Annotated in this window: 8 protein-coding genes and 2 pseudogenes; 6 read left to right on the top strand and 4 right to left on the bottom strand. The window is 71.8% G+C overall.

Annotated features, from left to right (window positions below; genetic code table 11):
* Positions 1-3,475 (top strand): annotated as a pseudogene (locus ACH45E_RS13210) (BTAD domain-containing putative transcriptional regulator); the annotation flags it as partial.
* Between the two features lie 61 nt (positions 3,476-3,536).
* On the opposite strand, the gene ACH45E_RS13205 reads toward ACH45E_RS13210, so the two are convergent.
* The 3 genes from ACH45E_RS13205 to panB all read right to left on the bottom strand — a co-directional run bounded on the left by ACH45E_RS13205 (position 3,537) and on the right by panB (position 6,606).
* Positions 3,537-4,364 carry an ABC transporter permease gene (locus ACH45E_RS13205; RefSeq protein WP_361437758.1) on the bottom strand — a complete coding sequence of 276 codons (828 nt, stop codon included), beginning with the start codon at positions 4,362-4,364 and terminating at the stop codon, positions 3,537-3,539.
* Positions 4,361-5,386, bottom strand: a complete 1,026-nt coding sequence (locus ACH45E_RS13200) for an ATP-binding cassette domain-containing protein (protein WP_361437756.1) — start codon at positions 5,384-5,386, stop codon at positions 4,361-4,363. Before ACH45E_RS13200 ends, ACH45E_RS13205 begins: the two co-directional genes overlap by 4 nt.
* A gap of 341 nt (positions 5,387-5,727) precedes the next feature.
* Positions 5,728-6,606, bottom strand: coding sequence for a 3-methyl-2-oxobutanoate hydroxymethyltransferase (gene panB / locus ACH45E_RS13195; protein WP_361437754.1), 879 nt, complete (start codon positions 6,604-6,606; stop codon positions 5,728-5,730).
* A gap of 200 nt (positions 6,607-6,806) precedes the next feature.
* On the opposite strand from panB, the gene ACH45E_RS13190 reads away from it, so the two are divergent.
* From ACH45E_RS13190 to ACH45E_RS13175, 4 genes are all read left to right on the top strand, one after another.
* The gene (locus tag ACH45E_RS13190) at positions 6,807-8,396 is read left to right on the top strand and encodes an MFS transporter (protein ID WP_361437752.1); all 1,590 of its coding nucleotides are present in this window, start codon (positions 6,807-6,809) and stop codon (positions 8,394-8,396) included.
* Between the two features lie 82 nt (positions 8,397-8,478).
* A complete protein-coding gene (locus tag ACH45E_RS13185; RefSeq protein WP_361437750.1) occupies positions 8,479-9,108 on the top strand; it encodes a TetR/AcrR family transcriptional regulator in 630 nt (209 codons plus the stop codon).
* A gap of 180 nt (positions 9,109-9,288) precedes the next feature.
* Positions 9,289-10,347 carry an endonuclease/exonuclease/phosphatase family protein gene (locus ACH45E_RS13180; RefSeq protein ID WP_361437748.1) on the top strand — a complete coding sequence of 353 codons (1,059 nt, stop codon included), beginning with the start codon at positions 9,289-9,291 and terminating at the stop codon, positions 10,345-10,347.
* A 172-nt stretch (positions 10,348-10,519) separates the two neighbouring features.
* Entirely contained in the window at positions 10,520-11,737 is a 1,218-nt protein-coding gene (locus tag ACH45E_RS13175) for an MFS transporter (protein WP_361437746.1), read from the top strand.
* Between the two features lie 388 nt (positions 11,738-12,125).
* On the opposite strand, the pseudogene ACH45E_RS13170 reads toward ACH45E_RS13175, so the two are convergent.
* Positions 12,126-12,839, bottom strand: a pseudogene (locus ACH45E_RS13170) (class I SAM-dependent methyltransferase); the annotation flags it as partial.
* 122 nt (positions 12,840-12,961) lie between these two features.
* On the opposite strand from ACH45E_RS13170, the gene ACH45E_RS13165 reads away from it, so the two are divergent.
* Positions 12,962-13,402, top strand: coding sequence for a glutaredoxin domain-containing protein (locus ACH45E_RS13165; protein ID WP_361437744.1), 441 nt, complete (start codon positions 12,962-12,964; stop codon positions 13,400-13,402).
* Positions 13,403-13,404: the final 2 nt, after the last annotated feature.

Raw genomic sequence — 13,404 nt, 5'->3', positions numbered from 1 at the left:
GCTATCGCATTCTCGGTACCACCCAGGTCCTCCGTCCCGACGGTACGTCCGTCCCCGTGGGCGGGGCGCGGTTGCGTGCGCTGCTGACCGTGCTCGGGCTCGGGGCGGTGCGGACGGTGGGGGCCGGGCCGCTGGTCGGCCTGGAGGCCGGGGGCGCCCCGCCGCGGAAACCCCGTGACCGGTGGTGAGTTCGGCGGGGAGAATAGGGTCCGTGCGCTATCGCATTCTCGGTACCACCCAGGTCCTCCGTCCCGACGGTACGTCCGTCCCCGTGGGCGGGGCGCGGTTGCGTGCGCTGCTGACCGTGCTCGCGCTCAGACCCGGGCGGACGGTGCCGGTCGGTGTGCTGGTCGACGAGGTGTGGGACGGGGATTCGCCCGCCGACGCCACCGCCGCGCTCCAGGCGCTGGTCGGGCGGCTCCGGCGGGCGGTCGGGGCCGACGCGGTCGCCTCCGCGGAGGGCGGGTACCGGCTCGCCGCCACGCCCGACGACATCGACCTGCACCGCTTCGAACGCCTGACCGGGGAGGGGGTGCGTGCCCTGGCCGACGGCGACGCGGCGAAGGCGGCCACCGTCCTCGACGACGCCCTCGCGCTGTGGCACGGCCCCGCCCTCGCCGACCTGCCCGACCGCACCGCCGAGGCCGCCCGCTGCGACACCCGCCGCCTGGACGCCCTGCGTGCCCGGCACGCCGCCGCCCTCGCCCTCGGCCACGCCGAAGGGGCGCTGCCCGAGCTGACCGCCCTGTGCGACACCCACCCCCTGGACGAACCCCTCCAGACCCTGCGGCTGCGCGCCCTGCGCGACGCGGGCCGCACGGCGGAGGCGCTGGCCGCCTACGAGGACGTACGACAGCTCCTCGCCGAGCGGCTCGGCTCCGATCCCGGGCCGGAACTGCGGGCGATGCACGCCGAGTTGCTGTGCCCGCAGCAAGTACCGGCGGCGGTGCGCCGGCCCGCGGAGCCCCCGGCGCAGGGCAACCTCCCCGCCCGCCTCACCTCCTTCGTCGGCCGGGAGGGCGACATCGAGGCACTCCGGGCGGACCTCACGACGGCCCGGCTGGTCACGCTGCTCGGGCCCGGCGGAGCGGGGAAGACCCGGCTGTCGCAGGAGGCCGCCGAAGCCGTGCGGGGCGCGGCCCGCGACGGGGTGTGGCTGGCCGAGCTGGCACCCGTCGACGACCCGGAAGCCGTACCGGAGGCCGTGCTCACCGCGATCGGTGCCCGCGAGACCGTGCTGCACGGCGCCGGCGCCGAGAGCATGCGGGCCGTCGCCGACCGGTACGACGACCCCGTCGAGCGGCTCGTCGAGCACTGCGGCCGGCGCCGCATGCTGATCGTCCTGGACAACTGCGAGCACGTGGTGGACGGGGCGGCCCGCCTCGTGGAGCGGCTGCTGGCCCGCTGCCCGGAGGTCACCGTGCTCGCCACCAGCCGGGAACCCCTCGGCGTCCCCGGCGAGCTGCTGCGCCCCGTGGAACCGCTGCCCGAGCCGGTCGCCCTGCGGCTGCTCGCCGACCGGGGCGCGGCCGCCCGGCCCGGCTTCCGCACCGAGGACGACCCGGAGGCGTGCGCCGAGATCTGCCGGCGCCTCGACGGCCTGCCCCTTGCCATCGAACTCGCCGCCGCCCGGCTCCGGATGCTCACGCCCCGCCAGATCGTCGACCGGCTCGACGACCGCTTCCGGCTGCTCACCTCCGGCAGCCGCACCGTGCTGCCCCGCCAGCAGACCCTGCGGGCCGTCGTCGACTGGTCCTGGGACCTGCTCGACGAGGGTGAACGCGAGGTGCTGCGCGGCCTGTCGGTCTTCGCGGGCGGCTGCGACCTCGCCGCAGCCGAGGCGGTGTGCGGACCGTACGCCTTCGACGCGCTGGGCTCCCTGGTCGACAAGTCCCTCGTCGTCGCCGCCCCCGCCCCCGACGGCGGGATGCGCTACCGGCTTCTGGAGACTGTCGCCGAGTACGCGGGCGAACGGCTCGACGAGTCCGGCCGGCGGGGCGAGACCGAGCGCTCCCACCTGACGTACTTCCGCGAACTCGCCCGCACCACCGACCCGTTGCTGCGCGGCGCCGGCCAGCGCACCGCCATCGAGCGGCTCCAGCTGGAGTACGAGAACCTGCGCACCGCCCTGCGCCGCGCCATCGCCGCGCGGGACGAGCAGGAGGCGATCTGCCTGATCCTCTCGCTGGCCTGGTACTGGCAGATGCGCGACCTGCGCATCGAGGCCCGCAATCTGTGCACCGAGGTCATGGCACTCGGCCCCGACCCGTTCGCCGAGCCCGTCCGCCGCGCCGCACCGGTGTGGCAGCGCTGCACGGACACCCCGCCCCCGTACACCGGCGAACTGCTCGACGAGGTCCGCCGCGGGCTGCACCTGACCCATCTCGCCTGCATGGACACCGAGCTGGACGCCTGGCAGACCCCCGCGGCCCAGGCGAAGCTGCGCGTCATCACCGAGGTGTACGAACCCGGCCTGCCGCAGACCTGCCGTCCCCCCGGCATGCTCTGGTTCTACGCCGTGCTGCTGACCGGGGGCATAGAGCGGCTGCGCGCCGTCATCGACGCCTGCGTGCGGACCTCCCGGGAAACCCCGGGCTTCGAATGGGAACTGGCCACCACCCTCCAGATGCGGGCCAACATCCTCGCCAACCGCAGCGAGTGGGCGGGCGACGCCAGGCGCGACGCCGACGAGGCACTGGAGATGTTCCAGCGCCTCGGCGACGCCTGGGGCGCGGCCGAGGCGCTCTCCGCGCGCGGCGAGTCCTACGAGCGCAAGGGCGAGTACGAGTCGGCCGCCGCCGACTTCCGGGCGGCCATCGAGCAGGCCGAACGCCTCGGCGCCCGCGCCCAGACGGCGGTGCTCGGCGTCCGCCTGGCCGCCGTGGTCCTGGAGACCGGCGAACCGGAGCTCGGCGAGCGCATGCTGCGCGAGATCATCGCCCGCCAGGACGGCAGCCACAACGAGGCGATGCCCATGGCCCGGCTCTTCCTCGCCGGCTGGCTCTCACTCACCGACCGCGTGGCGGAGGCCCGTGAGCAACTCCGCCTGCTCCGCCTGGACTTCGGGATCTCGCACTTCGTCGTCTTCGACGCCTTCATCCTCGGCCAGGAGGCCTGGGTGGACGCCGTCGACGGCCGCCCCGACGAAGCCCTGGACAAGATCCGACGCGCACTGGAGCAGGCCGGCGACCCGCTGGCCCTGGCCCTCGCCCCGCATCTGCGGACCCTGTACCTGACCACCGCCGCGACGGCCCTCGCCGAGGTCGACGGCGGTGCCCGTGCCCGCGACGCCGCCCGCTGCCTGGGCGCGGCCGCCGTGCTGCTGCCTTCCGGCCATGTCGCGGGGAGAGTCGAGCGCGCGGTGCGTGCGCGCACCGAGGCGGCCGTCCGGGCCGTGCTCGACGAGGAGACGTACGACTCCGCGTACGCGGAAGGCGGTGGCCTCTCCCTCGTGGAGGCCACCGCCCTGGTCTGACGTAGTTCTCGGTACGTCAGCTCTTGCTACGTCAGCTCTTGCTACGTCAGCTCTTGCTACGTCAGCTCTTGGTACGGAACTTGTGGATCGCGACCGGGGCCATCACCGCGGTGATCGCCACCGACCAGCCCAGCGTCACCCACAGGTCGTGCGCGACCGGGCCGCCGATCATCAGTCCGCGCGACGCGTCCGCCAGCGTGGACAGCGGGTTGTAGTCGGTGAAGGCCTGCAGCCAGCCCGGCATCGACTTCGTCGGCGCGAAGATCGACGAGCCGAACTGCAACGGGAACAGCACCAGGAAGCCCATCGCCTGCACCGACTGCGCGTTCTTCAGGATCACGCCCAGGGTGAGGAACACCCACATGATCGACGAGGCGAACGCCGTGGCCAGGCCCACTGCAGCGAACAGCCCGCCCCAGTGGTGGATGTCGAAGCCGACCAGCACGGCGACGACCATCAGCACGGCCGTCGCGAACAGCATCCGCGCCAGCTCCACCGTGATCTTCGCGAAGAGCACCGACCCGCGTCCGATCGGCAGGGAGCGGAAACGGTCCATGACCCCGGAGTTGAAGTCCTGGCTGAAGCCGGTGCCGACGCCCTGGGACAGCGTCATGCTCATCATCGCGATCATGCCGGGGATCACGTACTGCACGTACCCGTCCTGCCCGCCGCCCAGCGCCTGCCCGATCGAGCCGCCGAAGACGTACACGAACAGCAGGGTGAAGATGACCGGCATCAGCACCGCGTCCATCATCGACTCGGGGTCCTGCTTGATCCACAGCAGGTTGCGGCGGATCAGGGCGCCGGTGTGACGCAGGTGGCCGCGCAGCGGGATGCGGGTGTCGGCGGCGCTGACAGTGGGCGTCGCGGTGGCGGTTGCGGCGCTCATACGGCGACCTCCTGGCGGGTCTCGGTGGGCGTGGCGTCCTGCGGGGCACTGGCGCGGTGGCCGGTGAGGGACAGGAACACCTCGTCAAGGCTGGGCAGTTCGGTGGTGATGGAGGTGATCGTGATGCCGCGCGCGGTGACCGCGCCGACCACGGCGGTCAGCTGCTCGTCGCTGAGGATCGGCACCAGCAGGGTGCCGCTGTCGGTGTCCACGGTGGTGGCGGCGAGGCCGGTGATGCCGAGTTCGTCGAGCATGTGGGCGAGCGGGCGCAGCTCCAGCGGGTCGGCCGGCCGCACGCGCAGGGTGCGCCCGCCGACCTTGGCCTTCAGCTCCTCGATGCCGCCCTTGGCGATGACCTGGCCGCGGTCCACCACGGTCAGCTCCGAGGCCAGATGCTCGGCCTCCTCCATGTACTGGGTGGTCAGCAGGACGGTGACCCCGTCCCCGACCATGGCCTTGACCTCGTCCCACACCTCGTTGCGGGTACGGGGGTCGAGCCCGGTCGTCGGCTCGTCGAGGAACAGCACCTGGGGCCGGCCGATCATGGACGCGGCGAGGTCGAGCCTGCGTCGCATACCGCCGGAGTAGGTGCTCGCCGGGCGCTTGGCGGCGTCCGTGAGGGAGAACCGCTCCAGCAGTTCGTCGGCGCGGGCGCGGGCGTCCTTGCGCGGCAGATCGAGCAGCCGCCCGATCATGTAGAGGTTCTCCCAGCCGGGGAGCTTCTCGTCCACCGAGGCGTACTGCCCGGTGAGCCCGATCACCCGGCGCAGCTGCCGGGGCTGGTGCACGACGTCGTAGCCGGCGACGGTCGCCTGTCCGGCGTCGGGGGCCAGCAGGGTGGACAGGATCCTCACGAGGGTGGTCTTCCCGGCACCGTTCGGCCCGAGCACACCCATCACGGTGCCCTCACGCACGTCCAGGTCCACCCCGTCCAGCGCCTTGGTCTCGCCGTAGTGCTTGACCAGCCCCCGCACGGTGACGGCGCGGTCCGCGCCGGTGGGGTTGTTGTCGATTCGCGTCATGCCGACGACGGTGCCAGCCCCTGCCTACAAACCACCGACAAGCCGCCTACATGCCTCCGACGTCAGTGCGAGTGGGCTGGAAGGCGCGACTCTCCTCTCCCGTCGCTGCCGGCTCTTGTCAGCCCGTCCGGCGTTTGAGAACGAGGCCGTTCAGGCCGATGGGGTCCGGGGCGGAGCCCCGGCGGGGTGCAGGGGCGGAGCCCCCGGCGGGGTCGAAGGGGCGGAGCCCCTGGGGATGGGAAGGGTAGGGGCGGCGGGGGCGAGGAAAACGGTGGGCAGTGAACGCGGCAGCCCGCCGACGGGGGAAGATCGGCGGGCTGCCTGTGGTGCGGGCAATGGTCCTAGTGGACGGAGTGCTCCTCCAGCGGGAACGTTCCGCCGACGACGTCCTCCGCGAATGCCTTCGCCGCGCCGCTCATGACCTCACGCAGATCGGCGTACTTCTTGACGAACTTCGGCACCCGCCCGGACGTCAGCCCGAGCATGTCGGTCCACACCAGGACCTGCGCGTCCGTCTCCGGCCCGGCCCCGATCCCGACGGTCGGGATGTGCAGCACCCGCGTCACCTCGGCCGCCAGCTCCGCCGGCACCAGCTCCAGCACCACCGCGAACGCGCCCGCGTCCTGCACGGCCTTCGCGTCCCGCAGCAGCTGCGCCGCCGCCTCCTCGCCCCGCCCCTGCACGCGGTAGCCCATGGCGTTGACGGACTGCGGGGTCAGGCCGATGTGGGCCATGACCGGGATGCCGGACTCCACCAGCAGCCGGATCTGCTCGTGCGAGCGCTCGCCGCCCTCCAGCTTCACGGCGCCGACGCCGGCCTCCTTCACCAGCCGGGTCGCCGAGCGCAGCGCCTGCACCGGGCCCTCCTGGTAGGAGCCGAAGGGCAGGTCGCCGACGATCAGGGCGCGGCTCGTGCCCCGTACGACGGCCGCCGACAGCATGGTCATCTCGTCGAGGGTGACGGGCACGGTCGACTCGTACCCGAGGTGGCAGTTGCCGGCGGAGTCGCCGACCAGCATGACCGGGATACCCGCCTCGTCGAACACGGACGCGGTCATCGCGTCGTAGGCGGTGAGCATGGGCCACTTCTCGCCGCGTTCCTTGGCGAGAGCGATGTCGCGGACGGTGATACGGCGTGTGCCCTTGCCCCCGTACAGCGCCTTGCTGCTGCCGTCGGAGGTGCTGTGCTGCGCAGGCTGGGCAGCCGAAAGCTGCGTCATTGCAACGGCTCCTAACGTCATCTCGAGGCGCCCTGACGGCGTCCCCGGACCGCCTCCATGGTGGCACCTCGTGCCAGTCAGGGCCAGGGGGACCCCGCGTGATCCCTCGCGCACCCCTGGAGCGCCGTATGCGTAAGGCCTCGGTAAAAGAATTCAGATACGAGACGGTACCGTATTGAAATTGCCCTAGGCTCAGCCGCATGACTACTCCTGCCGTCCCGGCCCGCCGGATACCGGAAGAGGTCCACCGGCGCCGCTGGGCCATCCTCGGCGTGCTGATGCTGAGCCTGCTCATCGTGGTGCTGGACAACTCGATCCTGAACGTCGCCATCAAGACGATCTCCACCCCCGCCCCCACCGGTCTGGGTGCCACCCAGAGCGAGATCGAATGGGCGATCAACTCCTACACCCTCGTCTTCGCGGGCCTCCTCTTCACCGCCGGCCTGATCGGCGACCGGGTCGGCCGCAAGAAGATCCTGCTCGGCGGGCTCATGGTGTTCGGCATCGGCTCGGCCTTCGCCGCCGAGTCCGGCTCACCCGGCCAGCTCATCGCCTACCGCGCCCTGATGGCCCTCGGCGCCGCGTTCGTCATGCCCGCCACCCTCGCCGTCCTGATGAACGTCTTCGAACGCGAGGAGCAGCCCAAGGCCATCGGTATCTGGGCGGGCGGCGTCGGCCTCGCCATCGCCATCGGCCCGATCACCGGCGGCGCGCTGCTCGACCACTTCTGGTGGGGCTCGGTCTTCCTCATCAACGTGCCCATCGTGATCCTCGCGCTCGCGCTGATGATGTGGCTGGTGCCCGACTCCCGCGACCCGAACCCGGGCCGCCTCGACCCCGTCGGCGTCGTGCTGTCCGTCATCGGCCTGGTCCTGCTCGTCTACGGCATCATCAAGGGCGGCGAGCTGGCCGACTTCACGGATCCCAAGGTGCTGGCGACCATCGCGGCCGGCCTGGCCGTCCTCGCCGGCTTCGTGATCTTCGAGAAGCGCAGCGACCATCCGTCCCTGGACGTCTCCTACTTCAAGAACAAGGTCTTCTCGGCCGCGATGAGCGCCATCGCGCTGGTCTTCTTCGCGCTGATGGGCGTGACCTTCTTCTCGGTCTTCTACACCCAGAGCGTGCGCGGCTACTCGCCGCTCGAGTCCGGTCTGCTGATGCTGCCGCTGGCCGCCGCCCAGATGATCTTCGCGCCGCGGGCCCGGCTGGTGGTCGACCGGTTCGGCAACAAGGCCACCACCACGGCGGGTCTCGTGGTGATCGCGGGCACGCTGGCCGCCTTCGCCACCTTCCAGGCCGACACGCCGATCTGGCTGCTGGAGGTCGTCTTCTTCCTCATGGGCACCGGTATGGCGCACATCATGACGCCGACCTCCGTCGTCATCATGCAGGCCCTGCCGCGGGAGAAGGCCGGTTCGGCCTCCGCCCTCAGCAACACCTTCCGCCAGGTCGGCGGCGCCCTCGGCATCGCCGTACTCGGCTCGGTGCTGTCCACCGCCTACCGCAACGGCATCGAGGACAAGCTGAGCCTGCTGCCGGCCGGCCTCAGGGACACCGCGGGCGAGTCCATCGGGGCCACCCTCGGCGTCGCCGAGAAGCTCGGTCCCCAGGGCAAGGCCCTCGTCGGCCCGGCCAACGACGCCTTCCTGCACGCCATGCACGTCACCGCCCTCTGCGGCACCGGCGTCGCGCTCATCGGCGCGGTCGTCGTGGCCCTCTTCCTGCCGGGCAAGCCGCCGGCGCGTCAGGAGGACACGGAGGAGCCGCACTTGGTGGCGGCCGGAGAATAGCCAGGACACGGGGGAGACTCGGTAAACGGGGGAGGAGGCAGCTGCGCGACAATCGGCGCAGCAGGCGAAAGGACGGAACGACGTGAGCCTTGCCGACAGCGGGCCCCGGCCGTGCGCCCCCACCCGGGGCCGCCCCCGCAGCGAGGCGGTGGAACAGGCCATCCTCGAGGGTGTGATGAAGCTCCTCGAGGAGGGCGTGTCGCTGGCCGAACTCTCCATCGAGCGCATCGCCCGCACCGCCGGGGTCGGCAAGGCGACCATCTACCGCCGCTGGAGCGGCAAGGAGGAACTGTTCGTCGACGTCATGCGCGCCGCCGAACCCGACGACCCCGAACTCCCCGGCACCTCGATGCGGGACGACCTGGTGGTGCTGCTGGAGGCGCTGCGCCGGCGCGGCCTGATCAGCCGGTCCTCGGTGATCCTGCACAACGTGCACGCCCAGATGAAGAGCAGCCCCAAGATCTGGGCCGCCTACCACGCCAGTGTGATAACTCCCCGGCGCACACTCGGACTCGAGGTCCTGCGCCGGGGACAGCGGAACGGCGAGCTCCGCACGGACGTCGACCTCGAACTGATCAACGACATGTTCGTCGGCCCCATGCTCACCCGCTCCGTCCTGCGCCCCGACGCCGACCTCCCCGAGGGGCTCGCGGAACAGATCGTCGACACGGTCCTCGAAGGCCTACGGCCCGTCAGTTCTACCGGCTCCTGAATGTGCGCGTTTCGTCACAGTCCGGGTTGGCCGCCCCCGTAACCGGAACTCCCCGCGCCGACTTGTTCGTCCTCGTGCCCGTACGGCCGTCATGGACGGCGGGACCGAGGCCGATCATCCCCTAGGGTCGGAAGAACACAGGGGACGACGGTGTGCACGGCAGGCAGTGAGGCAGACGGTATGGCGCAGCAGGCGTACGTGACGGAGACGGACAACGGCGGCTCGGAGCCCGAGCGTCGGCGATCTCGGCTCCGGCGCCTGGCGACCGGCTTCCTCGAAGGCTGGCGCGGCGACCCGCGCATCTGGCGCCGGGGCATCGTCCTCGCGGTACTCGCGCTGCTGCTCGCCCTGGTGATGCTGCTGCACTCGCACATCCCCAACCGGATCGGCAACCTCGGCAGCCTCACGGAGACCTTCCTGCCCTGGCTGGGGCTGGCCGTCCCGGTGCTGCTGGTGCTGGGGCTGGTACGGAAGTCGGCGACGGCACTGATCGCGGTGCTGCTGCCCGCGATCGTATGGCTGAACCTCTTCGGGGGACTGCTCACCGACAAGTCGGGCAGCGGCGGCGATCTGGTGGTGGCCACGCACAACGTCAACGCCGACAACCCGGACCCCTCCGGCACCGCGCGGGACGTGGCCGCCTCCGGCGCGGACGTGCTGGCCCTGGAGGAACTGAAGGCGTCCGCCGTGCCGGTGTACGAGAAGACGCTGGCGTCGACGTACAAGTACCACTCGGTGCAGGGCACGGTCGGGCTGTGGAGCAAGTACCCGCTGAGCGGCGCCCGGGCCGTGGACATCAAGCTGGGCTGGACGCGGGCCATGCGCGCCACGGTGGCGACCCCCAAGGGCCCGGTCGCGGTGTACGTCGCCCATATGCCGTCGGTACGGGTGAAGATGAAGGCCGGGTTCACCGCCCGGCAGCGCGACACGAGCGCCGACGCGCTGGGCGAGGCGATCGCCGACGAGCCGGTCAAGCAGATCGTGCTGCTCGGCGACCTGAACGGCACGATGAACGACCGCGCCCTCAACGCCGTCACCTCCCAGATGCGTTCGACGCAGGGCGCGGCGGGCAGCGGCTTCGGCTTCAGCTGGCCTGCGTCGTTCCCGATGGCCCGGATCGACCAGATCATGGTCAAGGGCATCGAGCCGGAGAGCTCCTGGACCCTCCCGCGCACGGGCAGCGACCATCTGCCGGTGGCGGCGCGTGTGAAGGTCACCACATCGGCAACCGGGTCTTAGCCTGCTGGAATACTGGGCCTGAGCGCGTTTGTTCCGTACTTGAACATAGTGATACGACTGACAAGTCGAGCCACGACTGAAAGCTGCGGCTGAAAGCCACGGCTGAGAAGTCCCGGCTGAGAAGTCGCGCACTGTACGGAACTGCACGGAACCGCTCTGAAAGGTCCCCCTCATGCCCCTGGCCCTGCTAGCCCTTGCCGTGGGCGCCTTCGGCATCGGTACGACCGAGTTCGTGATGATGGGCCTGCTGCCCGACGTCGCGAAAGACCTGCACATCTCGATCCCCACCGCCGGGCACCTGGTCTCGGCATACGCGCTGGGCGTCGTCATCGGCGCCCCGCTGCTCGCCGCGGTCACCGCGCGGATGTCCCGCCGCACGGTACTGATCGGCCTGATGGCCCTGTTCGTCGCGGGCAACGCGCTCTCCGCGTTCGCCCCCGGCAACGAGTCGCTGCTGGCCGCCCGCTTCCTCAGCGGTCTGCCGCACGGCGCCTTCTTCGGCGTGGGCGCGGTGGTCGCGACGACCATGGTCCCGCCGGAGCGCAAGGCCCGCTCCGTGTCCCTGATGTTCCTCGGCCTGACCGTGGCGAACGTCGCGGGCGTGCCCGTCGCGACGCTGATGGGCCAGCACATGGGCTGGCGGGCGACGTTCCTGGGCGTCAGCGCGATCGGCCTGGCCGCGATAGCCGCGCTCGCCGCGCTGATCCCGCACGACCACACCCACGCCCCCTCCGGCGGCCTGCGCGGCGAGATGGCCGCCCTGCGCTCGCTGCCGGTCTGGCTGGCCCTCGGCACGACGGTGGCCGGCTTCGGCGCGCTGTTCTCGGCGTACAGCTACGTCACGCCGATGCTGACGGACTCCGCCGGTTTCGCCGAGTCCAACGTGACGCTGCTGCTCGCCCTGTTCGGCGTCGGTGCCACCGCCGGCAACCTGCTCGGCGGCCGCCTGGCCGACCACTCCCTGCGCGGCACCCTGTTCGGCGGCCTGGCTTCCCTGGCCACGGTCCTGCTGCTGTTCCCCGTGCTCATGCAGGCGCAGTGGAGCGCGGCCCTCGCGGTCGCCCTCCTCGGCATGGCCGCGTTCATCACCGGCTCCCCGCTCCAGCTCATGGTCATGGAGAAGGCCTCCGCGGCCCCCTCCCTGGCCTCCTCCGCCAACCAGGCCGCCTTCAACCTGGCGAACGCCGGCGGCGCCTGGATCGGGGGCCTGGCCCTGGCGGCCGGCTTCGGCGCGACGTCCCCGGCGCTGGCCGGCGCGGCGCTGGCCGTACTCGGCCTGGGCGTGGCGAGCGTGGCCTACGCGGTGGACCGCCGCCGGGCCCCTGCCGGGGGGCGGGAGCGCGTGGTCGTCTCCCACGTCCCGCAGGAGGCGGAGGCGCTGCACCGCTGAGGGCGACGGCCGGCGTGCGGCGGGGGCGAGGGTTCTCGCCCCCGCCGCCCTTACCCTCTCCCATCCCCAGGGGCTCCGCCCCTTCGCCCCCGGCGGGGGCTGCGCCCCCTGCACCCCCTCCGTGCCGTCCGCCCGTGGGACAGCTCCGCCCATCACTGACGCGCTGTGGCCGGTGGGGCCGAACACGCCCTTGCTGGGGTCGAAGATGACCGCTTCCAGCCGTGAGCCAGTTCGGCCACGATGGCGAATACGCCGGGACCGGAATGCGGGTCACCGAGATCGACGGGCTGTAGCTCACAGAAGGTCTCCCTGGGCGTCGGTCATGGCACGCAGGAACAGCCGGTAGCCGAGGTCCGCGACCGTGGCCCGGCCGGCGCGGTGACGTTCCTCAACTCCCGCTCGACGCTGTCGGAGAGGTCGGGCGGTCCGCCGTGACCAGCCATGACGTGCTACGCAGCCGGACCGTGCCGTCCGCCGCCTCGTGGTCGCGCAGGTGGTCCGTCAGGGTGCGGCGGGCGTGGGCCCGTGCGGTCGGGTCGGCCTGCTCCATCAAGTGGCGACCTGGGCCCGTGCCCAGCAGGAACTCCGCCGCGTCCCCGGCTCCACATCCCCAGGCCCCGTACGCCTGCGCCTGGTCGATGGTGATGCCGGTGAAGCCGGCAGCGGTGAGAACGTCACGGATGCGGTCCGGTGAGGCCAGGGAGAACATGCCGGGAAACCCCGCCCGCCCGAAGTCGCCGACCGGCAGGAAGTCGCGCAGTGATGCCACCGCCGTCACCCAGTCGTTGAGCAGGGCATCGGCCGGGCAGACGAACGCCAGGCGCCCTCCCGGGCGCAGCGCCCGGCCGACATTGCCGAAGGCCGCTATGGGGTCGGCGAAGAACATCACCCCGAAGCGGCTGATCGCCGCGTCGAAGGCGTCCGCCTCGAAGGGGTGCACCTGTGCGTCGCCTTGAGCGAAGGAGGCGTTGGCGATGCCCTCCCGTTCGGCGCGGGCTCGGGCCTCGGCCAGCATCGGGCTGGACAGGTCGAGGCCCAGCGCCCACCCATGGGGTGCCCGGAGCGCGGCGAGGCGCGTGGTCTGCCCGGAGCCGCAACCGAGGTGCCGGGCACACCTGACCCGCGGCCCTCCATGAAGCGCCTGGTGGCCGCGTTGGTGGACGGCTGGGCAGGAGCAGAGCCGGAGCAGTCGACCGGCTCTCGATCCCGGTAGCCTTCGTCTTCGTGATGCGCGCCTGGATCCTGCCGATGCTGTTCGTGCTCTGCGGCTCAGCTGTCGCGACCGCGCTGGTTCTGAAGGGGGACCCTGGCGCCGCCGGCGTGTACCTTCTGGCGTTCGCGCTGATCGCAGGCCTGAACTCGCCTCTCGTCTTCCCCAGATCGATCGGAGTCGTGGAGGCGCGACGCCGCAGTGCGGCCGACGGCCGGCCGGTCGTCTTCTGGCGGCCGGGGTGTACGTACTGTCTGCGTCTGCGCGTTCGGCTGGGACGGCGGGGCCGTCAGGTGCACTGGGTCAACATCTGGCGTGATCCGGCCGGAGCCGCGGCGGTGAGGGCGGTCAACGAGGGCAACGAGACCGTGCCGACCGTCGTCGTGGACGGCCGGCCGCACGTCAATCCCGACCCCGCGTGGGTGCGCGAGCAACTAGGGGCCGCACAGCGGTGACC

This window comes from Streptomyces sp. NPDC020299 (assembly GCF_044387825.1).
Classification (GTDB): Bacteria; Actinomycetota; Actinomycetes; order Streptomycetales; family Streptomycetaceae; genus Streptomyces.
The sequence above is the reverse complement of the archived record's forward strand: the minus strand, read 5'-3'. Positions and strand labels throughout refer to the sequence as shown.